Source organism: Bacillus sp. FJAT-27916 (assembly GCF_001183965.1).
GTDB lineage: Bacteria > Bacillota > Bacilli > Bacillales > Pradoshiaceae > Pradoshia.
The window spans coordinates 716,942-742,261 of record NZ_LFZV01000001.1 but is presented as its reverse complement, the minus strand read 5'-3'; the positions used below and the strand labels follow the sequence as shown (position 1 = coordinate 742,261).

General features: G+C 44.1%; 17 protein-coding genes, 26 tRNA genes, 1 rRNA gene and 3 other annotated features. Of the genes, 6 read left to right on the top strand and 38 right to left on the bottom strand.

The window, feature by feature from the left end; genetic code table 11:
- The first annotated feature begins 80 nt into the window (after positions 1-80).
- From AC622_RS03535 to AC622_RS03530, 3 genes are all read left to right on the top strand, one after another.
- The gene (locus tag AC622_RS03535) at positions 81-1,040 is read left to right on the top strand and encodes a metal ABC transporter solute-binding protein, Zn/Mn family (protein WP_049669793.1); all 960 of its coding nucleotides are present in this window, start codon (positions 81-83) and stop codon (positions 1,038-1,040) included.
- Between the two features lie 105 nt (positions 1,041-1,145).
- The gene (locus AC622_RS20500; RefSeq protein WP_231589471.1) at positions 1,146-1,313 is read left to right on the top strand and encodes a DUF1540 domain-containing protein; all 168 of its coding nucleotides are present in this window, start codon (positions 1,146-1,148) and stop codon (positions 1,311-1,313) included.
- A gap of 130 nt (positions 1,314-1,443) precedes the next feature.
- Positions 1,444-2,199, top strand: coding sequence for a sporulation protein (locus AC622_RS03530; protein WP_049669792.1), 756 nt, complete (start codon positions 1,444-1,446; stop codon positions 2,197-2,199).
- A gap of 98 nt (positions 2,200-2,297) precedes the next feature.
- Here AC622_RS03530 and AC622_RS21485 read toward each other — a convergent pair whose 3' ends face one another.
- From AC622_RS21485 to AC622_RS03505, 6 genes are all read right to left on the bottom strand, one after another.
- Positions 2,298-2,429 carry a hypothetical protein gene (locus AC622_RS21485; RefSeq protein WP_269431770.1) on the bottom strand — a complete coding sequence of 44 codons (132 nt, stop codon included), beginning with the start codon at positions 2,427-2,429 and terminating at the stop codon, positions 2,298-2,300.
- 86 nt (positions 2,430-2,515) lie between these two features.
- Entirely contained in the window at positions 2,516-3,967 is a 1,452-nt protein-coding gene (locus AC622_RS03525; protein WP_049672767.1) for an o-succinylbenzoate--CoA ligase, read from the bottom strand.
- A 72-nt stretch (positions 3,968-4,039) separates the two neighbouring features.
- Positions 4,040-4,858 carry a 1,4-dihydroxy-2-naphthoyl-CoA synthase gene (menB, locus tag AC622_RS03520; protein ID WP_049669791.1) on the bottom strand — a complete coding sequence of 273 codons (819 nt, stop codon included), beginning with the start codon at positions 4,856-4,858 and terminating at the stop codon, positions 4,040-4,042.
- Entirely contained in the window at positions 4,848-5,684 is an 837-nt protein-coding gene (gene menH, locus AC622_RS03515; protein ID WP_082197007.1) for a 2-succinyl-6-hydroxy-2,4-cyclohexadiene-1-carboxylate synthase, read from the bottom strand. Before menH ends, menB begins: the two co-directional genes overlap by 11 nt.
- Positions 5,674-7,428: a 2-succinyl-5-enolpyruvyl-6-hydroxy-3-cyclohexene-1-carboxylic-acid synthase gene (menD, locus tag AC622_RS03510; RefSeq protein ID WP_049669790.1), complete on the bottom strand. Its 1,755-nt coding sequence runs from the start codon at positions 7,426-7,428 to the stop codon at positions 5,674-5,676. The genes menH and menD overlap by 11 nt, the downstream gene beginning before the upstream one ends.
- Positions 7,425-8,834, bottom strand: a complete 1,410-nt coding sequence (locus tag AC622_RS03505; protein ID WP_049669789.1) for an isochorismate synthase — start codon at positions 8,832-8,834, stop codon at positions 7,425-7,427. The genes menD and AC622_RS03505 overlap by 4 nt, the downstream gene beginning before the upstream one ends.
- Before the next feature lie 315 nt (positions 8,835-9,149).
- Here AC622_RS03505 and AC622_RS03500 point away from each other — a divergent pair, with 315 nt between their 5' ends.
- The 3 genes from AC622_RS03500 (at position 9,150) to AC622_RS03490 (ending at position 12,694) form a co-directional block, all read left to right on the top strand.
- Positions 9,150-10,085 carry a 1,4-dihydroxy-2-naphthoate polyprenyltransferase gene (locus AC622_RS03500; protein WP_049669788.1) on the top strand — a complete coding sequence of 312 codons (936 nt, stop codon included), beginning with the start codon at positions 9,150-9,152 and terminating at the stop codon, positions 10,083-10,085.
- Positions 10,086-10,230: 145 nt separating this feature from the next.
- Positions 10,231-11,682, top strand: a complete 1,452-nt coding sequence (locus tag AC622_RS03495; RefSeq protein ID WP_049669787.1) for an IS1182 family transposase — start codon at positions 10,231-10,233, stop codon at positions 11,680-11,682.
- A 256-nt stretch (positions 11,683-11,938) separates the two neighbouring features.
- Positions 11,939-12,694, top strand: a complete 756-nt coding sequence (locus AC622_RS03490) for a TraR/DksA C4-type zinc finger protein (protein ID WP_049669786.1) — start codon at positions 11,939-11,941, stop codon at positions 12,692-12,694.
- A gap of 36 nt (positions 12,695-12,730) precedes the next feature.
- Here AC622_RS03490 and AC622_RS03485 read toward each other — a convergent pair whose 3' ends face one another.
- The 32 genes from AC622_RS03485 to rrf form a co-directional block, all read right to left on the bottom strand.
- Entirely contained in the window at positions 12,731-15,148 is a 2,418-nt protein-coding gene (locus tag AC622_RS03485; RefSeq protein WP_049669785.1) for a glycogen/starch/alpha-glucan phosphorylase, read from the bottom strand.
- Positions 15,149-15,164: 16 nt separating this feature from the next.
- Positions 15,165-16,583 (bottom strand): glycogen synthase GlgA, encoded by a 1,419-nt coding sequence (glgA, locus tag AC622_RS03480; protein ID WP_049669784.1) that lies wholly within the window; start codon positions 16,581-16,583, stop codon positions 15,165-15,167.
- Positions 16,580-17,608: a sugar phosphate nucleotidyltransferase gene (locus tag AC622_RS03475; protein WP_049669783.1), complete on the bottom strand. Its 1,029-nt coding sequence runs from the start codon at positions 17,606-17,608 to the stop codon at positions 16,580-16,582. The genes glgA and AC622_RS03475 overlap by 4 nt, the downstream gene beginning before the upstream one ends.
- Before the next feature lie 27 nt (positions 17,609-17,635).
- Positions 17,636-18,790, bottom strand: a complete 1,155-nt coding sequence (locus tag AC622_RS03470; RefSeq protein WP_049669782.1) for a glucose-1-phosphate adenylyltransferase — start codon at positions 18,788-18,790, stop codon at positions 17,636-17,638.
- Positions 18,732-20,711 (bottom strand): 1,4-alpha-glucan branching protein GlgB, encoded by a 1,980-nt coding sequence (gene glgB / locus AC622_RS03465; RefSeq protein ID WP_049669781.1) that lies wholly within the window; start codon positions 20,709-20,711, stop codon positions 18,732-18,734. The genes AC622_RS03470 and glgB overlap by 59 nt, the downstream gene beginning before the upstream one ends.
- 677 nt (positions 20,712-21,388) lie before the next feature.
- Positions 21,389-21,460: transfer RNA gene (locus AC622_RS03460), tRNA-Glu, on the bottom strand.
- 3 nt (positions 21,461-21,463) lie between these two features.
- Positions 21,464-21,539: transfer RNA gene (locus AC622_RS03455), tRNA-Phe, on the bottom strand.
- A gap of 14 nt (positions 21,540-21,553) precedes the next feature.
- Positions 21,554-21,630, bottom strand: a tRNA-Asp gene (locus AC622_RS03450).
- Positions 21,631-21,646: 16 nt separating this feature from the next.
- Positions 21,647-21,739, bottom strand: a tRNA-Ser gene (locus AC622_RS03445).
- Between the two features lie 9 nt (positions 21,740-21,748).
- Positions 21,749-21,824, bottom strand: a tRNA-Thr gene (locus AC622_RS03440).
- Between the two features lie 513 nt (positions 21,825-22,337).
- Positions 22,338-22,409, bottom strand: a tRNA-Glu gene (locus tag AC622_RS03435).
- A 3-nt stretch (positions 22,410-22,412) separates the two neighbouring features.
- Positions 22,413-22,503: transfer RNA gene (locus AC622_RS03430), tRNA-Ser, on the bottom strand.
- Between the two features lie 7 nt (positions 22,504-22,510).
- Positions 22,511-22,585, bottom strand: a tRNA-Asn gene (locus AC622_RS03425).
- Between the two features lie 9 nt (positions 22,586-22,594).
- A tRNA-Ile gene (locus tag AC622_RS03420) sits at positions 22,595-22,668 on the bottom strand.
- Between the two features lie 14 nt (positions 22,669-22,682).
- Positions 22,683-22,756 (bottom strand) — tRNA-Gly (locus AC622_RS03415).
- Positions 22,757-22,761: 5 nt separating this feature from the next.
- Positions 22,762-22,837, bottom strand: a tRNA-His gene (locus AC622_RS03410).
- 22 nt (positions 22,838-22,859) lie between these two features.
- Positions 22,860-22,935: transfer RNA gene (locus AC622_RS03405), tRNA-Phe, on the bottom strand.
- Between the two features lie 55 nt (positions 22,936-22,990).
- Positions 22,991-23,067: transfer RNA gene (locus AC622_RS03400), tRNA-Asp, on the bottom strand.
- Positions 23,068-23,073: 6 nt separating this feature from the next.
- Positions 23,074-23,147 (bottom strand) — tRNA-Met (locus AC622_RS03395).
- A gap of 26 nt (positions 23,148-23,173) precedes the next feature.
- Positions 23,174-23,266, bottom strand: a tRNA-Ser gene (locus AC622_RS03390).
- Between the two features lie 7 nt (positions 23,267-23,273).
- Positions 23,274-23,350, bottom strand: a tRNA-Ile gene (locus tag AC622_RS03385).
- 5 nt (positions 23,351-23,355) lie between these two features.
- Positions 23,356-23,432, bottom strand: a tRNA-Met gene (locus AC622_RS03380).
- Positions 23,433-23,465: 33 nt separating this feature from the next.
- Positions 23,466-23,541 (bottom strand) — tRNA-Ala (locus AC622_RS03375).
- A gap of 18 nt (positions 23,542-23,559) precedes the next feature.
- Positions 23,560-23,636: transfer RNA gene (locus AC622_RS03370), tRNA-Pro, on the bottom strand.
- Between the two features lie 10 nt (positions 23,637-23,646).
- Positions 23,647-23,723, bottom strand: a tRNA-Arg gene (locus tag AC622_RS03365).
- A 21-nt stretch (positions 23,724-23,744) separates the two neighbouring features.
- Positions 23,745-23,830, bottom strand: a tRNA-Leu gene (locus tag AC622_RS03360).
- Positions 23,831-23,844: 14 nt separating this feature from the next.
- Positions 23,845-23,919: transfer RNA gene (locus AC622_RS03355), tRNA-Gly, on the bottom strand.
- Positions 23,920-23,926: 7 nt separating this feature from the next.
- Positions 23,927-24,008, bottom strand: a tRNA-Leu gene (locus tag AC622_RS03350).
- An 11-nt stretch (positions 24,009-24,019) separates the two neighbouring features.
- Positions 24,020-24,095 (bottom strand) — tRNA-Lys (locus tag AC622_RS03345).
- Between the two features lie 6 nt (positions 24,096-24,101).
- Positions 24,102-24,177: transfer RNA gene (locus AC622_RS03340), tRNA-Thr, on the bottom strand.
- An 86-nt stretch (positions 24,178-24,263) separates the two neighbouring features.
- Positions 24,264-24,339, bottom strand: a tRNA-Val gene (locus AC622_RS03335).
- A gap of 9 nt (positions 24,340-24,348) precedes the next feature.
- A 5S ribosomal RNA gene (rrf, locus tag AC622_RS03330) occupies positions 24,349-24,465 on the bottom strand.
- Between the two features lie 131 nt (positions 24,466-24,596).
- Positions 24,597-24,858: a sequence feature (23S ribosomal RNA rRNA prediction is too short), on the bottom strand.
- Positions 24,859-24,877: 19 nt separating this feature from the next.
- Positions 24,878-25,037: a sequence feature (23S ribosomal RNA rRNA prediction is too short), on the bottom strand.
- A 19-nt stretch (positions 25,038-25,056) separates the two neighbouring features.
- Positions 25,057-25,225, bottom strand: a sequence feature (23S ribosomal RNA rRNA prediction is too short).
- Positions 25,226-25,320 lie beyond the last annotated feature (95 nt).

Here is a 25,320-nt window from a genome sequence, read left to right as displayed (position 1 = left end):
CAAATCGAAATCGTTTCGATTTATTTTTATGCCATTTAAATCGTAATCAGTACGATTAAGATAAAAAGGAGGCTATAGCTTTGCGTAAGCTAACATTTGCATTTGCACTAATTCTTACAGTATCCGTCTTCTTAGCTGGCTGCGGTTCATCCTCATCCGAAACTAAAAAAGACGATTCTGCATTAACAATCTACACCACCGTTTACCCGCTCCAATATTTTACTGAGCAGATTGGCGGCGAATATGTGAATGTCAGCTCTATCTATCCAGCCGGAGTAGATGAGCATACCTTTGAACCGACTCAAAAGGACATCATTAATATCGCAGAAGCTGACCTATTCTATTATATCGGCTATAACCTCGAGGGCTTTGTCACAAGCGCCGAGAAAACCTTAAAGAACGAAGATGTAGAGATGGTTGCCATTGGCGAGGATGTTCATATCGAGGAGGAGGACCATGACCACGAGGAAGAGGGCCATGACCACGAGGAAGAAGCAGACGATGGACACGATCATGGCTCCGTAGACCCGCACCTTTGGATAGACCCGGTCTATGCAAAGGAAATGGCGGAACTAATCAAGGATTCCCTTTCTGAGAAGCTCCCAGAGCAAAGTGGTGTATTCGAAGAAAACTATCAGACTTTAGCCAAGAAACTGGACAATTTGAATGAAGAATTTGCTGCAGCTACTACAAACGCCAAGCACTCAGAATTCTTGGTTTCCCATGCAGCATTTGGTTATTGGGCAGAGCGATACGGCCTTGATCAAATCAGTGTCTCTGGTATTTCCACATCAGAGGAGCCAAGCCAAAAATCCTTGCAAAATCTTGTGGATACAGCTGAAGATCATGATTTAACCTATATTCTCGTCGAGCAGAATGTCAGCAGCAAATTGACAGATGTCATCAAAAATGAGGCTGATTTGACATCTCTCCCGATTCATAATTTAGCTACACTGACACAGGATGATCTCAATGACAATCGTGATTATTTCTCTATCATGGAAGATAATCTCAAGTCATTAAAGACAGCTTTAAATTAAACAGAAGCGGAAGCTAGGTGCTTCCGCTTTTTTGATGTTTTGTCCAGTTTTTTCTGCTCATAAAACTTCTCTCCGGCCGCATCCTAATGCCAAAGGAGGAGATTGATGATGCCAAATGGAGTCAAATGTTCCGTGGATTCATGCCATTTTTGGAAGGCAGGCAATAAATGCGCAGCCGAAAAGATTCAAGTGAATACCTATTCCGAGGAGCGTGCTTATAAAAGCGGCGATACCGGTTGTAAGACATTCCGTCCATCAAATGATATCCTTTAAATTCAAGGGGCTTCTTTCAGAGAGGCCTCTTTTTATAATGAAAACAGGACATTTTAACTAGTATTAAGACAAGGAAGATTATATAATAAATTCAAAATATATACTTTTTCAAAAAGGGAGAAGTTGAGTGATGCTAAATAAGATGCTGAGTTCGATTGGGATTGGAGCTGCCAAGGTCGATACGCAATTGTATCAAACAAGTTATACAGTTGGTGAAGAATTAGCCGGTAAGATTGTCATCAAAGGGGGAAAAACGGAACAGCAGATTGACCGCCTCTATTTGTCGCTAATGGCTACGTACGAGGTGGAGAAGGATGACCATAAATACACTCAGAAAGCTGAGATCGAAAAGTATCAATTATCTGAAGCGTTTCTCATACAGCCAGATGAAGTAAAGGAGATTCCTTTCTCCTTTCAGCTGCCGTTCGATGTTCCAATCACCAAGGGAAGAACGCGGGCATGGATTCAGACAGGATTAGATATTAAAAATGCCGTTGACCCTCAGGACCAGGATTATATCGACATCAACCCGCATCCGCTCGTCCTTGAATTCCTGCAGACTGTTAATCAATTAGGGTTCCGTCTGCGCGAGGTCGAATGCAAAAAGGCATCCGCATCCGTTCGGAAGCGATTCCCATTCGTGCAGGAATTTGAGTTTAAACCAATCAGCGGTGAATTCCGCTCCAAGCTTGATGAACTAGAGGCCATCTTTTATGTTTCAAGAGATGAAATTGAAGTACTTTTGCAGATTGACAGAAGAGCAAGAGGCTTTGGCATCTTTGAGGGACTCGGTCTTGATGAGAGCTTTGTACGATTTACGTATGACAAAGGGGACTTACCGTCACTCAGCAGCCGGTTGACGAATCTGATCCGTCAGCATAGCTAACCTTAATGATTCACCATTAGGCTCATCTATCTGCGGGAGGATGAGTCTTTTTATTTCTGATACAAAAAATGAAAGCGCCTTCAATAAGGCGCTCTCATTCATTTAATTTCCTTTAATAAGGTTGCCACTTCTTTTTCAGCAATGTTGGTAATCGCGGTTATCACTGATAATGGAAGTCCGCGCCGCAATAGAATCTCAGCAATCAAATATTGCTTTTTCGAACGAGCCATTTTCTCCCCGCCTTCTCAAGTCTTTTTTATTATTATACTGGAAATCAAGACTGAAAAGAATAAGTCCTTCACCTAATTTTCTGAATTCACAGGAAATATTTAGTTAATTCCTTTCGTACAAGCTTATTTGAAGCATTGCGGGGAAGCTCGTTCATAACAATAAAATGCTTGGGAATCTTGTACTTGGCAAGCCTTTCAGTGCAGAATTGAAGGATTTCCTCCTTATTGAATACAGCCCCTTCCTGCAATACAAGAGCAGCACCTGGTACGGCACCCCATACGTCATCATTTAGTCCTATTACACCTGCTTCTTTGACAACGGGATGGGCACTTAACACAGATTCAACCTCTGCTGGATACACATTCTCCCCGCCGGAGATAATTAAATCAGAACGGCGGTCAAGCATGTATAAATAGCCCTCCTCATCCAAATAGCCAAGGTCACCTGTATGGAACCAGCCGCCAGCAAATGACTCTTTCCCTCTGTCATGAAGATAACCCGGCGTCACATTCGGCCCTTTAACCCGAATTTCTCCAGGTTCATGTGGGTCTGCTTCCCGGCCATCCTTCCAAATGGAAATCTCACACGGGAATAAAGGCTTACCGGCAGAACCAAGCTTCCTTAAAGCATCCTCCGGGGCAAGAGTCGCAATCTGAGAGGAGGTCTCCGTCATCCCATATGTCTGGAATACTCGGATGTTCTTTTCTGCCGTACGTTCAAGCAATGGCATAGGTGCCGGTCCCCCGCCTAAGAGCATGCCATAAAAGGATGCAGGATATTCAGCCTCGTTCAAATCATCCAGCATACGGCTCAGCATCGTAGACACAATTGACATAATGGTCACACCTTCAGTCAAAATCTCCTGATTCGCAAGCTTCGGGTCAAAATGCCTGTGAAGGACAACTGCACTGCCATAGATGACGGAACGCAGCAGAATAGATAACCCGCTGATATGAAATAACGGCATCGCACACAACCATTTGTCATTCTCTCTAAGTCCGAGATTAAGCATGGATCCGAAAGCACTGGATAGGTGGTTGCCATAGGTTTGCCTAACAGCCTTTGCCTTTCCCGTTGTCCCGGATGTATACATAATGGTCGCTGTTTCATTGAGATTCATTTCTTTGATAATAGGAAAAGGCTGCGGCTCCGTCTCCCTTAACGTGTTCAACGCAATGATGCTGGTCTCGCTTTCCGTTTCCCTATCTGTAATCAGGAAGGCTGCATCTGCATCCTGGAGCTGCCACTCACGCTCATGGTCGGTCAACCTTCCATTCAGCAGAAGCGTTTGAGTGCCAATCAGCATTAGACCATGAATAATAAAAACCATCTCAGCACTATTATTCATTTGGATGGCCACGCACTGTCCGCGCATGATGCCCAATCCCGTCAGCCTTTTGGCATATAAGAGAGACATATTTTTAAGCTCCTCAAAGGTCCAGACACTCCCTTCAAAGAACAAGGCAGCTCTGTTCGGAGTCAAAGATGCACGTTGGCTGAGAAATTGCGGTATTGATGATTTTCCTTGTATAAACATATCCTCACCTTTTTCAATCTGCAAAAATGGAAACAGCCTGACGAAATGACACGTCAAGCTGTTTGTATAAAATCAAGGGAATCTTGGGAATTGGCCAAAGTCTGGTTTCCGTTTCTCCTTAAAGGCATCTCGTCCTTCTTTTGCTTCATCCGTTGTGTAGTAAAGCAAGGTTGCATCTCCTGCTAATTGCTGTAAGCCTGCAAGACCGTCTGTATCTGCATTGAAGGATGCTTTAAGGAATCGAAGAGCAGTTGGACTCTTCTCAAGCATGATTTCGCACCACTCTACTGTTTCCTTTTCTAATTCTTCAAGAGGCACTACTTTGTTGACAAGCCCCATTTCAAGCGCTTCCTGTGCATCATATTGTCGGCATAGGTACCAGATTTCCTTCGCTTTCTTATGTCCGACGATTCGTGCCAAGTAGCCTGCACCATAGCCGGCATCAAAGCTTCCGACATTCGGGCCAGTTTGGCCGAAGCGAGCGTTTTCTGCCGCGATTGTTAAGTCACAGACCACATGCAGTACATGTCCGCCGCCGATTGCATAGCCGGCAACCATGGCCACGACAGGTTTTGGAATAACACGAATCAAACGTTGAAGATCCAGCACGTTCAAGCGAGGGATTTCGTCATCACCGACATATCCGCCATGTCCTCTGACCTTTTGGTCTCCGCCTGAACAGAAGGCTAAGTCTCCAGCTCCTGTAAGAATAATAACCCCAATTTCATTATCATCACGGGCGCGTGAGAAAGCATCAATCAGCTCCATCACCGTTTTAGGTGTGAATGCATTTCTGACCTCAGGCCTGTTGATTGTAATTTTGGCAATCCCATTATATTTTTCATAGAGAATTTCATCGTATGTACGAATTGGAACCCATTCAATCGCCATCATATTTCCTCCTTTTTAAATAGTCAACTACTATTCTACCAAATTCCGCCGGTTTCTCCACGTGAATTGCATGACCGGCACCCTCAATTATCGAAATTTGTGGAAAAGGCAGCGCATCGGCCATTTGTTTAGCTATGCGCACGAATTTCGAGTCAAGCTCGCCAGCAAGAAGCTGAACGGGCATTTGCAGCCCCGCCAGCTCTCCCCAGCAGGAAGGCTGAGATCCAGTTCCCATTCCCAGCAGACTTCCGGCTAGACCTGCTGCCCTTTGGGATACCCGCTCTTCCCTCACTCGGTCCTTTATTTCTTTTGGCAATGTCTCTTGTGTAGCAAAGAGAGGAATCCGGCTCCATTCATCCGCAAACCTCTCTACGCCTATCTCTTCAATCCTGGCAGCCAATGCAGCATCCTTCTTTCGACGGTCCTCCTGCTCAATGGCAGAAGGAAGACCTGGAGAGGAACTCTCAAGGGTGAGACTCATCACATATTCTGGGAAACGGACAGCAAACCCAAGTGCCAACCTTCCTCCCATCGAATAACCAAGCACATGCACTCTAGCCAGACCAAGATCATCGAGGATTGCTCTTAAATCATCCGCTGCCTCCTCCATCCTGTATCTCTCATGACAATTAGGCGCACTTGTTTTCCCATGACCGAGCAGGTCCACCGCAATGAAGCGGTACATATCCTTGTACGTTTCCATAAGTTCGTCCCATGTATGGCTGCTTCCAGTAAAGCCATGGAGCAGCAGTACCGGTTCACCTATCCCAATTATCCGGATATGATAAGTGCTACCGTTGATTGGAATGAAACGCTCAATCAACATGATGCAGCACTCTTATTTCCCGGGAAACACCTTTCACCAATTCCCGATAGGCATCTACATCATGTTGTCGATTTGTCTTCATCTCTACAATGCGGAAATCTGGACTTTCCGACCAGCTGTGAAGGGCTTCATCTACTTCCTCCCATGTCGCTGGACAAACATAGCCGGCACCATATAAAGCAGCCGTATGTTCAAAGCTCAGCCCATGAGGAGTGCCAAATAGTTCTTCAAAGTGCCGTTCCTCCTCTGCCTGCGGCAAGAAGGAGAATATGCCTCCCCCGTCATTATTGATGACAAGTACGAGAAGGTTTAATCCATACATCTTTGCGGCAAGAAACCCATTCATATCATGGAAAAAACTTAAATCTCCAAGAGTCAGCACCGTAGGCCTATCTGATGATGCAGCAATACCAAGAGCCGTGGAAACTGTTCCATCAATTCCATTGGCACCCCTATTGGCAAAAATACGGATCTCTTTATGAGAATCATGGAAGAACGTATCTACATTTCTTATCGGCATGCTGTTTCCCACCACTAAATTCGCTCCATGCGGCAGTAAGCTGTTAAGCTTAGCGAAAAGCTTGCCCTCCTGAATAACTGTCTCATCATGTATGTAATGAAGCTGCTGTTTTACGGCCTGGTCTGTATCTTTCCACATTGAATGCCACTCTAGATTGAAATCAAACTCCAGTTCAGCTGAGATTTGTTCACAAAAAGCCCTTTCATCACAATACAGCATATGTGTACCCATTCCTGTCGGTTCTCGCCATCCTAAACCGCCATCAATAACAAGGTGATTAACCCGCTCCATTGCCTTAATAAATAAGAGCAGCGGCTTAGAAACCGGCATAGAACCAAACCGGATAATTAAATCCGGTTTCAGAAGCTCGAATAAAGACGAATCCTTCAAGAAAGTGTCATAGGTTTCAATTATTTCTTCAGAACCCTCACTGCTTCCCCTAAGCTGTGATAAAGGATCGGCAATAATCGGAAAACCGGTTTTTCTTGAAAGTTGGAAGACCGCATGATCAAATCCGGGCTGATCTATTGATCCGCAAATAATCAGTCCACGCTTAGACTGTTTAATGACTTCTAGGCAATCAGCGAACTGTGCAGCCGTGAGCATCGCACTCCCCTGCCGAACATCAATGCTTGCCCGACTCTCTTCGCTTGCTCTTACCCATTTCTTCATCTCTGATAAATTTGGAATCAGCGGTTCACGAAGCGGAATATTGATATGAACTGGCCCAGCCGGTGCGAGAGCCGCAGTACCAGCTGCCCGAGCCGCAACAGTCCTTGCATAATGGAGCATTGATACTGCTGAATCAGGAAGGGACATTTCTACAAACCATTTCACATGCTGTCCGTATAAATGAAGCTGATCAATGGCCTGGGGAGCACCTATCTCTCTTAATTCATGCGGCCTGTCTGCCGTAAGAACAATCAATGGCACCCTTGCATAATGGGCTTCGACAATAGCTGGATAATAATTGGCTGCGGCTGTTCCTGACGTACATAAAATTGCGACAGGGCTCCTTTTCTCCTTGGCCATGCCAAGTGCGAAAAAAGCAGCAGAACGTTCATCAATATTTACATGAACACGCATCTCTTCATGCTCTGCCATACAGTAAGCAACCGGAGTAGACCTTGAGCCGGGGCTAATGACTACATCCCTGACACCGCAGGCAGTCAATTCATCAACAAAGGATGCAATATAGGCTGTTAAAACCTCTTGATGTTTCATAACGTTAATCCTCCTAAAGCATTGAGCATCGGCTTAAATTTCACTCTCGTTTCCGTGAACTCGCTCTCTGGGTCTGAGCCTTCGACAATCCCGCAGCCTGCAAATAGGCAAGCTTGATTCCCCTTCAAAAGACCAGAGCGGATACCAACGGCGAAATCTCCGTTTCCTTCCCTATCCATCCATCCAACAGGAGCAGAGTAAAATCCTCGATCCATCTCCTCATACTCACCTATCTTCTGCAGTGCCACCTTCCTCGGTGATCCGCCGAGCGCTGGTGTTGGATGCAATAATTCCACAAAATCCAAGATTGAAGACTTCGGCAGTGCTGTTCCTTTAACAGGTGTGTAAAGATGCTGGATGTTCGCCAGCTTCATAAGAATCGGTTCCTGTGGAATATGCAAATCGAGACACTGCTCTTCCATTGCCTTCCTCATCATGCTGACGACGAATTCATGCTCAGACCGATTCTTCTCATCATTCAATAGCTCCATTCCTAAGCGTTCATCTGAATGAACATCACTGCCCCTTTTCGTAGAACCAGCTAAACAGGCGGAGAATACTTGTTTACCCTCTTTCTTGATCAGGCGCTCAGGTGAGGCCCCAAGAAAGCAAGAGCTGCCGGACTCTAATCCAAAGATAAAGCTTGCCGGCTGCTGTTCCGTTAAATTCTGAAGGACTGTCCCGCTCGGTACTGCTCCTTCAAAGTGAAGATCTAATTCACGTGCAAGGACAATCTTGTCCATTAGCCCTGCGCGAATATCCTCCACAGACTGTTCAATTGACTTCTTCCAGCGCCCTGCATTCTTCTCTTCAAATTGAGAGACAGCAGGAATAGAAGCTCCCATTAATGGAGGCAGCGATAAAAGCTGTTCTCTTTCTCTTAGAAATTCTTCTATCATATGGTCCTCACAGTCATCTGTGATTAATTTTGTCGAAGTAAGAAAAACTCCATGAGCACTTTCAGTCAGCAAAAAACGAGGCAAGTAAAATAGATAATCTTCGAGGTCCTCCCACAAACCACTGGAGGCCTTCTCTCCCTCCACAAAGGAAAAACCGCCAAATAAGAGCGGTCCTGTAGCCGCCTCATGTAAGCCGGTATTCATCGATGCTTTGCTCAAAAGCGCTTCCCATTGCTCACGAACTTGGGTAAAACGGTTCCTGCCAATACGGTCAGGCTTGAGCTTTGCAGCAATCCCCATTCCGCAAAGAGCAAGATCACCTGCAGAATCTCTCCAATAAAAGCGTTCTCCTTTATATGAATGACCGCTAGTTTGATAGATTTGCAATGGTTTCATAGCGGCCACAGCTTCCACATGACTAAAAAGGACAGCCTTCTTCGTCTGCCTCACAGTCTTCATTGTTTCAGCCAATCGATGTTTCATATCTGTTATTTGCTGTATTGCCATTCAAATCCCCCCCGGTCCTGTATCCATAAGCTTTCTTAAAGATACACCCGCACATTTTAACCTGTCAATTTTTGTATAACAGGATGATTTGCTTTTCATTTCTACTAAGAAAAGCCCTTCCATCCAAAAGAGAACAGACGCTATAAAAACATTGACACTTCCCCCGCCGTTTCTCTACACTATTTTTAGTATATTATAGTGGATGGGGTAATGCTTCAAATATGAACTATTAGATTAAATGGAATTTATAATTAGTTTATCATGTTTCCTTGCCATCGTTCCCTAGTTATTTTTAGCGTAAAGGAGTTTACCATTATGGAACATCTCTCGACCAAAACCGAGAAGATTCACTACCGAAAGAAAGACTGGCGTGTATGGTGGAAATTAACGAGACCTCATACTTTAACAGCCGGCTTCACGCCAGTATTAGTCGGAACAGCCCTGGCCCATCAGCATGTTGAATCTCTTCACTGGGGGCTATTTTTCGCGATGCTGGCAGCCGCCCTGCTCATCCAAATCGCGACCAATCTGTTCAATGAATATTACGATTTCAAGCGCGGCCTTGATACGGAGGAATCCATTGGAATCGGCGGCGGCATCGTTCGGGAAGGAATTTCTCCAAAAGCCATTCTGACTTTGGCTTTATCCTTATACGGAATTTCCATCCTGCTAGGAGCCTATATTTGCGCCAACAGCAGCTGGTGGCTTGTCGTAATTGGCCTTTTATCCATGTCTATGGGCTATTTCTATACCGGCGGGCCATTCCCAATTGCCTACACGCCACTAGGCGAGCTGACATCAGGCTTTTTCATGGGCGCGTTAATCATCATCATCTCCTTCTTCATACAAGTTGGAGCCGTTACGTATGATGCTTGGCTGATTACGGTGCCATTCTTCTTAACAGTCGGGGCTATTATGCTGTCCAATAATATCCGTGATCGTATCGGAGACCAAAAAGGCGGCCGCAGGACAATTGCCATCTTAATTGGTCATGACAAGGCAGTCATTCTCTTAGCCTCCATGTTTGTCATCTCCTATATTTGGGCATTTGTCTTAATTGCTCTCGGGATAACCTCTGCATGGACATTGCTCGTTCTTCTCAGTATTCCAAAGGCAGTGAAGGCAGTCAAAGGCTTTAAGGGTAAACTGGCTCCGCATGAGATGATGCCCGCGATGAAAGCAACCGGCCAAACCAACACCTTCTATGGCCTTTTGTTCGCACTTGGCATGCTGATTGGCTTCATCTTATAGCCGACATACAAGAAAGATCTCCTCATATAGGAGGGCACTGAAAAAGTCCTTAAATCTTACTAAAGCCCCTGTTCCTTCAATCTATGGAAGGAACAGGGGCTTTTTTGTCGAATTCTTACCTTATCACAAAAAAGTGGGTGTAACGATGATTCAACGTCAACTGTCTATGAACTTAAGTCCTTATTCGGCTCTTTACGATTTAATAGTTCCTAACGATAATATTCTTCGAAGAATCAATGAGCTTATTGATTTTTCCTTCGTATATGATGAACTGAAAGACCATTATTGTCATGACAATGGACGGAATGCCGTTCACCCCATCCGAATGTTTAAGTATCTATTGCTAAAAGCCATTTATGACTTATCAGATGTGGACATCGTGGAACGCTCACGGTACGATATGTCGTTCAAATATTTTTTAGACCTGTCTCCTGAGGATGATGTCATAGATCCTAGTTCTTTAACGAAATTCCGTAAGCTCCGTTTAAAAGATCTTAATCTTTTGGACTTGCTTATCAATAAAACGGTCGAAATCGCCATTGAAAAGGAAATCATTAAAAGCCATTCTATCATCGTTGATTCCACCCATTCCAAGGCTAGATATAACCAAAAGACGCCTAAAGAGCTGTTGGCAGAGAAATCAAAGCTGCTTCGAAAAGCCGTTTATCAAGTGGATGAACAGATAAAAAATCAACTGCCAGCCAAGTCCAAGACAGAGGTCTTAGAGGATGAGGTGAGCTATAGCCAAAAGCTTATCGAGGTGATTGAAAAGAATGAAGTCCTACAAGAGTATCCTAAAGTCAAGGAAAAAATAAATGTACTGAAGGAAACCATTGAGGATATAAATGACCAGCTCCAATTATCCAAGGATCCAGACGCACGAGTTGGGCATAAATCAGCTGACTCTTCCTTTTTCGGTTACAAAACACATCTTGCCATGAGCGAAGAACGTATTATTACGGCCGCCGTTATTACAACTGGCGAAAAGAACGATGGAAAGCAATTGAAATCGCTGATTGAGAAGAGTCAAAAAGCCGGCATGGACATTCAAACCGTCATTGGTGATGCCGCCTATTCTGAAAAGGGAAATATCGAGTATGCGAATAAAAGTGAAATGATGCTTGTGGCTAAGTTAAATCCAGCGGTAACGCAAGGGACGCGTAAAAGCGAAGATGTTTTTGATTTTAATAAAGACGCTGGAATGTATGTCTGTAAAGCTGGTCATATGGCCATACGAAAGGCTCGGCAAGGAAAAAAAGGGGGCAGCAAAAATCAAGTTGATACCTATTATTTTGATGTGGAAAAATGTAAAGTCTGTCCTTTTAGAGACGGGTGCTATAAGGAAGGAGCCAAAACCAAGAGTTATTCCGTAAGCATCAAATCAAATGTACACACGGAACAGATACAATTCCAAGAAAGTGAGTATTTTAAAGAGAAATCGAAAGAACGGTATAAAATTGAGGCAAAGAATAGTGAATTAAAACACAGACACGGGTATGATGTAGCCAATTCCTCGGGTCTGATTGGTATGCAATTACAAGGGGCTATGGCTATTTTCGCCGTAAATGTGAAACGGATATTGACCCTATTGAACTAAAAGGGATGGAATATATCCCTTAAAAATAATAAAAGACGGCTCAAAAATTCATATTCTGAACTTGAGCCGTCTTTTTTATGTTTGTCGACTTAACTTATGAAAAAAACGAAGTTTTTCAGTGCCCTCTCATATAGGGAGGTCTTTTTCTTTTAGTCTGCAAGGTTTCCTTCGATTCTCGCAGGGTATTGTATGATACAGGCTACTAACACATAATCTGCCAAATATATCTGATAAAATACGAGAAGGACGTGAGAATATGATTTCAAAGGACCAAATCAATCAGTTGAAAGATAGATTGGAAGACCAAAAATCTGAACTCTTGGAAAAGATTCAGTCCGGGAAGAACTCCCGTATGGATTTAAGCGAGCGAGATTCTGTCAGTGAGCTATCAGCCTATGATAATCACCCTGCAGACCTCGGAACTGAATTATTTGAGCGGGAGAAGGATATCGCACTTCATGTTCATGAAGAAGAGCAAGTAAATCGAATTGATGATGCATTAAAGGCCATTGATGAGGGGACCTACGGGAAATGCCGGGAATGCGGACAGGAGATTCCTTTCGAACGACTGGAGGCCATTCCGAATACCCTTTATTGCATAGAGCATGCAGAGGCCGCAGACCGGCGCTCCGATGAAAAACGGCCAAGCGAGGAAAGTATAATCAAGGACCCTAGAAAGGATTCCATGCAGCGCACCTATGACCCGCGAATCGAGGATTACCGTGACAGCTTCGGGGATGCTGCTCGGTACGGAACATCTGAAACACCGTCCGACATGGCCAATAACAGCGGCGAGTATGACGATATGTATCCAGAGGAAGACCGATCAGGTGATTCTCCGAATGACATAGAGGACTTTGTCGGCAACGGCCCAGATGGTGAACGCACCGTTTACCGGAATGAGGAGCTTGAGGCTTATGAGGAAGAATTGGACGAAGAAGGAATCGAATCGCCACTCGGTGATATTCCATACCGTAAAGAGGACAGCTATGTAACTGATAAGAAGAAATAAGAAAAGCAAGCCCGAAATCGGGCTTGCTCAACTTCTTTAAGCTTGTATAATTGGAGAATTCACAGGCTTAATATGCCAGATATTATCTGCATACTCAGAGATTGTTCTGTCACTTGAGAAGAATCCTGAGTTAGCGATATTAACTACGCTTGACTGATTCCACTTCTTCTTATCTTCATAGGCTTTTGAGACCATTTCCTGTGTCTTCGCATACGAATCAAAGTCACGGAGAACAAAGTATTGATCATTCTCAATCAGCAAGGAATCATAAATCATGTCAAACATGCCATTTGTGTTCGGGAAGAAACCGTTCACAAGCTGGTTGACTGCTTCATGGATCCTTCTGTCGAGCATATAATATTCCGAAGAATGATAGCCTCCGTGGGCTTGATAATTCATAACTTCATCAGAGGTCATACCGAAGATAAAGATATTATCCTTGCCAACACGTTCATGAATCTCCACGTTTGCTCCATCCATCGTTCCGATTGTTAAAGCACCATTCATCATAAATTTCATATTTCCTGTGCCTGATGCTTCCTTGCTCGCTGTAGAGATTTGTTCACTCACCTCAGAAGCCGGGAAAATTTCCTCTGCCAATGACACACGATAATTCTCAAGGAAAACAACTTTTAAATAATCATTCGTTGTCTTGTCATTATTGACCTTCTCGGCGACTGTGTTAATCAGCTTAATGATTTTCTTCGCATAGTAATATCCTGGTGATGCCTTTGCCCCAAATATAAAGGTTCGCGGATGCGGACGGAAATTCGGCTCTTCCTTCATGCGATTATACAAATACATAATATGAAGAACATTTAATAATTGCCGTTTATATGCATGAAGACGTTTAACCTGCACATCAAAGATGCTGTCCACATTAACCTTAATCTGATTTTGCTGGAAGATACGCTCAGCCAGCTTAACTTTATTATCATGTTTGACCTTCTCAAGCTTTTCTAAGAAGGCGGCATCATTTTGGAATGACTCTACTCCTTTCAAGCATGAAGGGTCAACCATCCATTTATCCCCGATTGATTCCGTAATCAAATTGGAAAGGGCTGGGTTGGATTTAATGAGCCATCTTCGGTGCGTAATGCCATTCGTTTTGTTGTTAAATCGCTCTGGGAATACTTGATAGAAATTATTCATTTCCCGCTTTTTCAAAATCTCCGTATGTAAATGGGCAACCCCATTTGTGCTATGAGTGCCAACTAAGGCTAAATGAGCCATCTTCACCTGATCATGGGCGATGATCGCCATATCCTCAATTCGCTGCCATTGACCCGGATACTTATCCCACAACTCCTTACAGAAGCGTTCATTGATTTCTTGGACAATCATGTAGATGCGAGGCAAGAGCGGCTGGAACAGGCGTACTGGCCATTTCTCCAATGCCTCTGAAAGAGTTGTATGATTCGTATAAGAAAACGTTTGAACCGTAATGTCCCAAGCCTCTTCCCACGAAAGCATCTCCTCATCCAGTAAGATTCGCATCAGTTCAGGAATCGCAAGAACAGGGTGTGTATCATTGATATGTATAGATACATAATCGGGCAGCTGCCTAATATCCTTCTGCTTCTTCCTGAACGTATTTAAAATAGCATCGATACTTGCCCTCACTAAGAAGTATTGCTGTTTCAGCCGAAGAATCTTACCACTGTCCTCTGCGTCATCGGGATAAAGGAACTCAGATACCATTTCTGTCTCCCGCTTATAACGCATGATGTCATCATGGAATGGAACATTGGCAGGCTCCGCATTCCATAGACGAAGTGTATTCACCGTTTCTGTATGATAGCCTACAACTGGAATATCATAAGGAACGGCCATGATTGGTTCTGCATCGCGGTGTTTGAAGCAAAGCCGTCCATCCTCGTCATAGTAAGATTCAACCTTTCCCCAAAACGGGACTTCAACAGCCAAATCAGATTTACGTACCTCCCAGACCTGGCCATTTTGAAGCCATAGCTCCGGATATTCTACTTGGACACCGTCAATGATTTTCTGTTCAAACAGTCCGTATTTATAGCGGATGCCGCAGCCATGGCCTGGAAGATCAAGTGAAGCAAGGGAATCCATAAAGCAGGCTGCCAAGCGGCCAAGTCCTCCATTACCAAGAGCGGAATCAGGTTCAGTCGATTCTAAATCCTCCAGGTTTATCCCAAGGTCGGCAAGGCCCTCTTCCACGACATCATGAATGCCGAGGTTGAGGATGTTACTGCCCATGATTCTCCCAAGGAGGAATTCAATCGATAAATAATAGACTTGCTTCGTTTCGCTCGTACGGTATACTTGATTCGTTTTAATCCAATTGTTGCTGATATATTCGCGAATCATGTTGCCTAGCACGTGGTATTGGTCCTGCAGACTAGTCTCTTCAAAACTCTTTCCCACGGACATTTCTAGCTTGGATAAAAAGGCTTTCTTAAATTGTTCTTTATTATCAAACATCTAAAAATCATGCCCCCTAAATCAAGTCTGTATATAATCTTTCATACTCTACTGCTGAGCGTGCCCAGCTATAATCCTTCTCCATTGAATTCTGGACGATTTTCTTCCATTCCTTTGGTTTCTTATAGAAGGACAGCGCCCGATGGATCGTATAAAGCATGTCATGCGCATTGAAATTGGTAAAGGAAAAGCCGTTTCCTTCTCCCGTATATTCATTATATGGCTGCACTGTATCTCGCAGGCCTCCTGTTTCACGCACAATTGGCAATGTGCCATAGCGCATCGCAATCAATTGACTCAAGCCGCATGGTTCAAATTTAGACGGCATAAGGAATAAGTCAGCTCCCGCATAGATTTGGTGAGCAAGATCTTCATTAAAGCCGATATGAACACGGCATTTGTCCTGATACCACTGAGCTGAGTATCCAAAGAAATGCTCAAATTCCGGGTCACCTGTCCCCAGCATGATGAACTGGGCATCCTGCTGCATAATTTCATGGAAGACAGCTCGGACTAAATCGAACCCTTTTTGCTTCGTCAATCGTGAAATAACCGCAATCACCGGCTTACTCTCATCTACCGGCAAACCAAAGTGCTCCTGGAGCTTCTTTTTATTCTTTTTCTTGCCAGCCAAATCAGCCGCACTGAACTGGTACGGCAGGGAGGAATCGTTTTCCGGATTATACAAATCATTATCAATCCCATTAACGATGCCGTATAAATCATGGTCCCTAGATTGCAGTATACCCTCTAGCCGCTCCCCAAAATACGCCGTTTTTATTTCTTCCTTGTACGTTGGGCTTACAGTTGTAATTGCATCTGCATAAGTAAGTGCGGTCTTCATGAAATTGACGCATCCGCCAAACTCCACTTGATTAAAGTAATCATAATGAACACCAAGTACATCACCAAGGAAGCCTTTTTCATAGATTCCTTGGAACATTAAATTATGAATAGTAAATACATTCTTCACATTAGCCAGCTTTGTATCTTGATGCTGGGTCTTAAGAAGGAATGGAATCATGCCTGTATGCCAGTCATGCGTATGTATAATGTCAGGCAGGAAAGGAATATGATAAAGCGTTTCGACAGCCGCTTTGCAAAAATAGGCGAAGCGCTCTCCATCATCAAATTGTTCATACAATTTAGGACGATGGAAATAGTATTCATTGTCCATGAAATAATACGTAACACCCTCATATTCTAATTCAAATATTCCGCAGTACTGTCTTCTCCAGCTAAGCTGAACCTCAAATTCAGCAATCTTTTTTGCGGAATCAAAAAAATGGGCAGGGATTGTTCCATACTTTGGAAGCAATACTCTTACCTCATGCCCAAGTTTCTTCAATTCTTTTGGAAGGGAGCCGGCCACGTCGGCCAGCCCGCCAGATTTAGCAAATGGTACACATTCAGATACTATAAATAAAACATTCACGAATTCATCAACGCTCCTTGCTTTACACCTTTTTGAATGACGATTGGCTGGAATGGCGAACCAACTAATATTGTACCATCCGCAATCTCCACATCCTTATCAAGAATGACATAATCGAGCTTGCAATTCTTGCCTATTTTGGTTTTCTGCATGATGATGGAGTTTTTGATGGTTGTACCTTCGTCAATATTAACCGCTCTGAAAACGATGCTGTGGTCAACTTCTCCCTTAATGACACAGCCATTAGCAACCATCGCTTGAGTAACATTGGAGCCAATGCCATACTTGGAAGGCGGCTCATCCTTCACCTTCGTATAGATTGGGCTTTTCTTCATGAATAGCTGATACCAGTTGTCAACCTTCAATAGCTCCATGCTTGTTTGGAAGTAGGAGCTAATGGAATCAACAACCGCCAAATATCCATCATATTCAAATACATGGACCTTGAATCCAGAATAATGATCATGCACGGCTTCACTTACGGATGTATAGCCCGTCTCCTGACGTTCTTCAATCAATTTCACGAGCAAATCCTTCTTCAAGACATAGATTCCAAGGGATATCTTGCCCTTTTTGACTTCGGTAATGTCTCCTCCATGCTTCAAATGCTCTTTAAGCACGGCATTGAAGTCAATATTGCATACTGTATGGCTGTTTGCGACAACCACATATTCCTGCTCGCTTCTCTCAAGATAAGTCATATGATAAGAGAAATGCTCCAAGGAAGTGATTTCTCCATTCGTTTCCGCCGTATGCGGAACAGGCAGGAAGAAAAGCCCGTCTCTTTTTCTGTTCAAATCCCAATTCTTCCCTGTACCGAGATGGTCCATCAAGGAACGAAAATGATATTGTGGATAGACAGCCACATTAGATATGCCGGAATTAACCATGCTGGACAGGATGAAATCAATCAGCCGGAAGCGGCCTGCAATTGGCAAGGCGGCAACATTGCGGTGGTTCGTTAATATATCAAGAGATTCAAAGTTTTGCGTGGCATCAATAATGCCCAACAATGATTTATTCATATTCGTTTTTCAGCGCCTTTCAATATATTAGGATAGTTTTATCGCATTCTCTTCTGTAAGCAGCTCTGGATTAACTAGAATGACATCCTCATCATCAATCGGCTTGATCACTTGGTCATCCGGAATTACCGCACCAGGAGGAATGATGGCTCTTTCAATCACAACGTTCTTGCCAACGATGGCATCAGACATGATGACTGAATCCTTAATGTATGAGTTCTCTCCTACCCTTGCACCGTAGAACAAGACCGATTTCTCAATCTTCCCATCTACGATACAGCCTTCATTGATAAGCGATTCACGTACAACAGCCTTTTCAGATAAATATTGCGGAGCTCTGTTTGGATTAACAGAGTAAATACGCCATTTGTAGTCATACATATTTAACTCGCAATCTTCATCCAGCAAGTCCATATTCGCTTCCCAATAGCTTGTAAGTGTACCAACATCCTTCCAATAGCCTTGGAAAGGATAGGCATATACTTTTTTGTTATATTTCAATAGCATCGGAATAATATCTTTTCCAAAGTCACGAGAGGAATGTTCATTTTGGGCATCCTTGATCAAGAATTCCTTCAAGACTTTTCGATTGAAGATGTAAATGCCCATTGAGGCAAGATTATTTTTCGGTTTTTTCGGTTTTTCCTCAAATTCTTCAACAGAGTAATCATCTCTTGTATTCATGATACCGAAGCGGCTTGCTTCATCCCATGGAACTTCGATTACAGAGATCGTCGCGTCTGCTCCTTTTTCCTCATGATACTCAAGCATTTTGGAGTAATCCATCTTATAAATATGGTCACCAGAGAGGATGATGACATAATCCGGATCATATTGATCGATATAATTCAGGTTTTGATAAACCGCACTGGCTGTTCCTGTATACCATCTCATCTCCTTGGAGGCGGAGTATGGAGGAAGAACCGTTACACCCCCGTCCCGTAAATCCAAGTCCCAGGCACTTCCATTTGATAAATAAGAGTTAAGCAATAATGGCTGGTATTGGGTAAGAACTCCTACGGTATCAATGCCTGAATTGGTGCAATTACTTAATGTGAAGTCGATGATTCTGTACTTTCCGCCGAAAGGTACAGCTGGTTTTGCCACATCTGCGGTTAAAGCCTCAAGCCTTGTTCCTTGTCCCCCTGCGAGCAGCATTGCCACGATTTTTTTCTTTGCCATTTTGATTTAACTCCTTCCGTTTTTTAATTGGGCGAAGCACTGTGATACCAAATGGCGGTATCTTCACAACGACATGATATGGTTTTCCGTGGAACCCTTCATCCTGTGCCGGTATAGCCTTTTTATTCACATGATTGCTTCCGCCGTATTTTCGATCATCACTATTTAATATTTCTTTGTATTCATACTTATCCGGAACACCGACTTTGTATTGATCATAAGCAATATTTTTGAAATTACAGATAACAATCAATGGATTGCCGCCTTTATCCCTCCGTACAAAAGAGAAGATCGATTGGTCGGTATTATTGACATCAATCCATTCAAATCCTTCCGGGCAGTCATCCAGTTCATATAAAGGTTTGGATCGCTTATACAATTTTAATAAATCCTTAAAGAATTCATTCAGTGTGCGGTGGGAATCATAATTGAGCAGATGCCAGTCAAGTTGTTCTTTATCTTTCCATTCAGAAAACATGCCTAGCTCTCCACCCATGAACAACAATTTCTTCCCTGGGTGTGCAGCCATATATCCTAATAACAATTTCAATTGGGCGAATTTCTCTTCATAGCTTCCTGGCATTTTGTCTAGCAGGGATTTCTTGCCGTGAACCACTTCATCATGTGACAAAGGCAGAATAAAGCGCTCCGAGTAGGCATACATCAAGGAGAATGTTACTTTATGATGGAGATTTGAGCGGAAATGCTGATCCGTTTCCATGTATTCTAAAATATCGTTCATCCAACCCATATTCCACTTATGGGTAAATCCTAAACCTCCCTCTGTTACCGGCTTAGTTACCCCTGGCCAATCTGTTGAATCTTCTGCCATCATAAGCACGGAAGGGTCATATTCTTTAAGTACACGATTTAACGTCTTCATAAACTTGATTGCATATGGATTGATATCGCCACTATATGTATTCGGCCAATAAATCATATTGGCAACCGCATCCACCCGGAATCCATCCACATGGAAACAGTCCATCCAATAACGTGCGTTTGAAATCAGGAAGCTGTGAACTTCCGGCTTCCCTAAATCAAAATTAGCCGTTCCCCAAACTGGATTCTCCCGATGCTTATGGTCATGGTATTCATAAACCGGGGCTCCATCAAAGAGGAATAATCCATGGGCATCCTTGCAATAATGCCCTGGCACCCAATCAAGCAAAACACCGATATTATTTTGATGACATTGATCGATGAAATATCTTAAGTCATCCGGATTGCCATATCGGCTTGTAGGTGAGTAATAGCCAGTTCCTTGATAACCCCATGAGCCATCAAAGGGATGCTCTGTAAGCGGCATAAGCTCAATATGAGTAAAGCCCTGCTCAATGATGTAAGGAATCAGTTCAGATGCTAGCTCCCTATATGTATAAAAATACTCTATCTCACATTCAATGCTAGGGATAAAATCATCCTCATCCTTTATCTTCTTCTTCCACGTTCCCGCATGCATTTCATAAATATAAAGCGGCTCATCTGTACAATTTTTCTTGGATTTCTTCTTAAGCCATGATTGGTCACTCCATGTATAATCCGTTTCATACGGATATACAACGGAAGCGGTATTTGGTCTGATTTCTGAAAAGAAGGCATACGGGTCGCTTTTTAGAAGGATTTCACCTGATATTGCTTCAATCTCATACTTGTAAATTTCATTGGAGAGATTCGCTTCAATGAGGACAGACCAGATCCCTTGTTCGGATACTTTCACCAGTTCATAGCCTATGCCATTCCACTTGTTGAAAGAGCCGACTAACCGGATGCTGCGGGCGTTTGGGGCAAATACTGTAAAGCGGGTAAACACTTTATTATTTTCCTCAATTAGATGGGCTCCAAACAGCTTGTAAGCATCATATAGTGAGCCCTCATGAAATAAGTGAATCTGATAATCTGTAGGTGCATTATGAGGCATATCATCACCCTTTCAGTATTTTTTCAAAGTATTCCTAATATAATAATTAAACTATTTAACCCATAAATAACGCAAATGTAAAAATTGTTAAAATATTTATTATATCCCCACATTTTTTACCTTTTCGACTGATTTCTCCCTGTCAGTTGCTTTTTCATATTCCCTTTATCAAGCAGGTTGAAAACATTCATAAAGACCTATTTAAGCTCATTATGCATACATTTATTTGCTAAATAATACACCTCGTTAATAATGATTTCGCTTAATCTTCTCAACTTCCTGCCTGAAATTCTGTGGAAGAAATAAATATGAACATATTCTACTATCATTGCGTTATTATTTATCTACTTTTATCATACTAGATATTACGCTTCGTATTATCTAACAATTGGGTGAATTCAAAATAACGTTTTTGTTAGATAGGCATCTCAGCTGTATTAAATAGAAAGCCCTGTTAAGTGTTGATTTACGCTGGAGGGGCAAATTCAAGGGTTTTAATGAGCTGCCACCAATGCTTTTTTATCTGCGGATTGACTCCTTTTCGTAATCTCATAGGAATCAATCACCTGAAACGTTAACGGGCAGTTTTCAATTATCAACAACCTTCTTTAACACGCCAAATGAACGCAAAAAAAGACATGTACAATTTGTACATGTCTCTTAATAATATTATCTTATGACCCCTACGGGATTCGAACCCGTGTTACCGCCGTGAAAGGGCGGTGTCTTAACCGCTTGACCAAGGGGCCGAATGGTGGCTCAGGACGGAATCGAACCGCCGACACAAGGATTTTCAGTCCTTTGCTCTACCGACTGAGCTACTGAGCCTTCATTTATGTAAATGGCGGTCCGGACGGGACTCGAACCCGCGACCTCCTGCGTGACAGGCAGGCATTCTAACCAACTGAACTACCGGACCAATATAAAGGATATTATGGAGGAGGAAGAGGGATTCGAACCCCCGCGCGGTTTGACCCGCCTCTCGGTTTTCAAGACCGATCCCTTCAGCCAGACTTGGGTATTCCTCCAATATGAGATGGTGCCGGCAAGAGGACTTGAACCCCCAACCTACTGATTACAAGTCAGTTGCTCTACCAATTGAGCTACACCGGCAAATAATAATCTCTCGTTGACTGCTTTATTATTCTAACCTGTTTCTAGGGATAATTCAATCAGAAATATATGGAAATACTAATTTTATTTTTACGTAGAATCTTAAAGATCTGGAAGTATAGAAGAACGACCTCACCTTCAGTGATGGCGAGAGAAGAAAAGCCCTTATCAGCCCGTTTAAAGGCTTTTAGAATGAAGATAAATAAAGGAACCCTCTCTATCATCTTTCATCCCAGAACGCCCTTCAGAGCTGTTTAACCATCTAGTTAATTTTATGCTTCATCTTATTTAGAATGATACAATACAATCTACTCCCTAATCTGAATCGAAAACCAATACAAGTTGTATTTATTTTTCATGCCGCTTTAAACAACTTCTAAATAATCATTCTTCTATGACTAAATCATTAACTCTTGGTGAGAATAGAATGTTCCCTCTGCTCAAGAGCCATATGCCGAATGGATAGAATTTTAGAAACAAAGAAAAAACCATGCACAATTTGTACATGGTTTATGACCCCTACGGGATTCGAACCCGTGTTACCGCCGTGAAAGGGCGGTGTCTTAACCGCTTGACCAAGGGGCCAAATGGCGGAGAAGGAGGGATTTGAACCCTCGCGCCGGTTACCCGACCTACACCCTTAGCAGGGGCGCCTCTTCAGCCTCTTGAGTACTTCCCCATATATATGGCTCCGCAGGTAGGATTCGAACCTACGACCGCTCGGTTAACAGCCGAGTGCTCTACCACTGAGCTACTGCGGAATATTGATATGGGCCTAAATGGACTCGAACCATCGACCTCACGCTTATCAGGCGTGCGCTCTAACCAGCTGAGCTATAGGCCCATTATGATAATAATTGGAGCGGGTGAAGGGAATCGAACCCTCATCATCAGCTTGGAAGGCTGAGGTTTTACCACTAAACTACACCCGCATCTATGGGGCGGCTGATGGGAATCGAACCCACGAATGTCGGAACCACAATCCGATGCGTTAACCACTTCGCCACAACCGCCGTGCGTTATTTGTTAATTAAATGGTGGCTCAGGACGGAATCGAACCGCCGACACAAGGATTTTCAGTCCTTTGCTCTACCGACTGAGCTACTGAGCCAATTCATTTTTCTTTATATGCTGCTCAATGCTAATCGATGAGCTAACAGTAATAATGGCGGTCCGGACGGGACTCGAACCCGCGACCTCCTGCGTGACAGGCAGGCATTCTAACCAACTGAACTACCGGACCAGATTATTGCGGGGACAGGATTTGAACCTGCGACCTTCGGGTTATGAGCCCGACGAGCTACCAGACTGCTCCACCCCGCGACGATAATAATGTTTTAAAAGATATATGGCGGAGGAAGAGGGATTCGAACCCCCGCGCGGTTTAACCCGCCTCCCGGTTTTCAAGACCGGTCCCTTCAGCCAGACTTGGGTATTCCTCCATATATGTGGTGGACCTTGTAGGACTCGAACCTACGACCGGACGGTTATGAGCCGTCTGCTCTAACCAGCTGAGCTAAAGGTCCTATTTTGGTAGCGGCGGAGGGGATCGAACCCCCGACCTTACGGGTATGAACCGTACGCTCTAGCCAGCTGAGCTACACCGCCAAAATATGAATCCTATTAGGTTTAGGTAAGTAATGGTGGAGCCTAGCGGGATCGAACCGCTGACCTCCTGCGTGCAAAGCAGGCGCTCTCCCAGCTGAGCTAAGGCCCCATATGATAATAATTAGAATGGTCGGGAAGACAGGATTCGAACCTGCGACCCCTTGGTCCCAAACCAAGTGCTCTACCAAGCTGAGCTACTTCCCGAAAGAATAATTGGCGCGCCCGAGAGGAGTCGAACCCCTAACCTTTTGATCCGTAGTCAAACGCTCTATCCAATTGAGCTACGGGCGCATACTTGGTAAAATCTAAGAGTGCCGAGGGCCGGTCTCGAACCGGCACGGTAGTCACCTACCGCAGGATTTTAAGTCCTGTGCGTCTGCCAATTCCGCCACCCCGGCATATAACTTGGCATTGGAGCGGAAGACGGGATTCGAACCCGCGACCCCCACCTTGGCAAGGTGGTGTTCTACCACTGAACTACTTCCGCATATAAGTGCGGGTGAAGGGAGTCGAACCCCCACGCCGTAAGGCGCCAGATCCTAAGTCTGGTGCGTCTGCCAATTCCGCCACACCCGCATATTTATAAATGGTGAGCCATGAAGGACTCGAACCTTCGACCCTCTGATTAAAAGTCAGATGCTCTACCGACTGAGCTAATGGCTCATGAAGTGGTGCCGGCAAGAGGACTTGAACCCCCAACCTACTGATTACAAGTCAGTTGCTCTACCAATTGAGCTACACCGGCGAATCATGTGCAAGTCTCTTAACGAAGACTTTCTTATTTTATCGGTTCTTTCAATTAATTTCAAGTAGAATTTAATGGAAATTTTATGGTGGAGGATGACGGGATCGAACCGCCGACCCTCTGCTTGTAAGGCAGATGCTCTCCCAGCTGAGCTAATCCTCCATATTAAGTGCCTGGCGACGTCCTACTCTCACAGGGACGTGAGTCCCAACTACCATCGGCGCTGAAGAGCTTAACTTCCGTGTTCGGAATGGGAACGGGTGTGACCTCTTCGCCATCGCCACCAGACTATTTTCGTCAGCGACATTTATTATTTTAACATCATTTCTGACTTTAGTCAAGAGTTTTTTAACTTTTTTTCACTCTCTCAAAACTGGATAATGTTTGTTTGGCGTATGCGTTTGTTCTTGGTTAAGTCCTCGAACGATTAGTATCCGTCAGCTCCATGTGTCGCCACACTTCCACCTCGGACCTATCTACCTGATCATCTTTCAGGGTTCTTACTAGCTTGCGCTATGGGAAATCTCATCTCGAGGGGGGCTTCATGCTTAGATGCTTTCAGCACTTATCCCGTCCGCACGTAGCTACCCAGCTATGCTCCTGGCGGAACAACTGGTACACCAGCGGTGCGTCCATCCCGGTCCTCTCGTACTAAGGACAGCTCCTCTCAAATTTCCTGCGCCCACGACGGATAGGGACCGAACTGTCTCACGACGTTCTGAACCCAGCTCGCGTACCGCTTTAATGGGCGAACAGCCCAACCCTTGGGACCGACTACAGCCCCAGGATGCGATGAGCCGACATCGAGGTGCCAAACCTCCCCGTCGATGTGGACTCTTGGGGGAGATAAGCCTGTTATCCCCGGGGTAGCTTTTATCCGTTGAGCGATGGCCCTTCCATGCGGAACCACCGGATCACTAAGCCCGACTTTCGTCCCTGCTCGACTTGTAGGTCTCGCAGTCAAGCTCCCTTGTGCCTTTACACTCTGCGAATGATTTCCAACCATTCTGAGGGAACCTTTGGGCGCCTCCGTTACTCTTTAGGAGGCGACCGCCCCAGTCAAACTGCCCACCTGACACTGTCTCCCACCCCGGTTCAGGGGTGCGGGTTAGAAGTTCAATACAGCGGGGGTAGTATCCCACC

What these genes read in the sequence shown, in the direction of transcription:
- AC622_RS20500 (WP_231589471.1), top strand. Translation starts at nt 1,146, where the DNA reads ATGATGCCAAATGGAGTCAAATGTTCCGTGGATTCATGCCATTTTTGG.
- AC622_RS03530 (WP_049669792.1), top strand. Translation starts at nt 1,444, where the DNA reads ATGCTAAATAAGATGCTGAGTTCGATTGGGATTGGAGCTGCCAAGGTC.
- AC622_RS21485 (WP_269431770.1), bottom strand. Translation starts at nt 2,429, where the DNA reads ATGGCTCGTTCGAAAAAGCAATATTTGATTGCTGAGATTCTATTGCGG.
- AC622_RS03525 (WP_049672767.1), bottom strand. Translation starts at nt 3,967, where the DNA reads ATGTTTATACAAGGAAAATCATCAATACCGCAATTTCTCAGCCAACGT.
- menB (WP_049669791.1), bottom strand. Translation starts at nt 4,858, where the DNA reads ATGGCGATTGAATGGGTTCCAATTCGTACATACGATGAAATTCTCTAT.
- menH (WP_082197007.1), bottom strand. Translation starts at nt 5,684, where the DNA reads ATGTTGATTGAGCGTTTCATTCCAATCAACGGTAGCACTTATCATATC.
- menD (WP_049669790.1), bottom strand. Translation starts at nt 7,428, where the DNA reads ATGAAACATCAAGAGGTTTTAACAGCCTATATTGCATCCTTTGTTGAT.
- AC622_RS03505 (WP_049669789.1), bottom strand. Translation starts at nt 8,834, where the DNA reads ATGGCAATACAGCAAATAACAGATATGAAACATCGATTGGCTGAAACA.
- AC622_RS03500 (WP_049669788.1), top strand. Translation starts at nt 9,150, where the DNA reads ATGGAACATCTCTCGACCAAAACCGAGAAGATTCACTACCGAAAGAAA.
- AC622_RS03495 (WP_049669787.1), top strand. Translation starts at nt 10,231, where the DNA reads ATGATTCAACGTCAACTGTCTATGAACTTAAGTCCTTATTCGGCTCTT.
- AC622_RS03490 (WP_049669786.1), top strand. Translation starts at nt 11,939, where the DNA reads ATGATTTCAAAGGACCAAATCAATCAGTTGAAAGATAGATTGGAAGAC.
- AC622_RS03485 (WP_049669785.1), bottom strand. Translation starts at nt 15,148, where the DNA reads ATGTTTGATAATAAAGAACAATTTAAGAAAGCCTTTTTATCCAAGCTA.
- AC622_RS03475 (WP_049669783.1), bottom strand. Translation starts at nt 17,608, where the DNA reads ATGAATAAATCATTGTTGGGCATTATTGATGCCACGCAAAACTTTGAA.
- AC622_RS03470 (WP_049669782.1), bottom strand. Translation starts at nt 18,790, where the DNA reads ATGGCAAAGAAAAAAATCGTGGCAATGCTGCTCGCAGGGGGACAAGGA.
- glgB (WP_049669781.1), bottom strand. Translation starts at nt 20,711, where the DNA reads ATGCCTCATAATGCACCTACAGATTATCAGATTCACTTATTTCATGAG.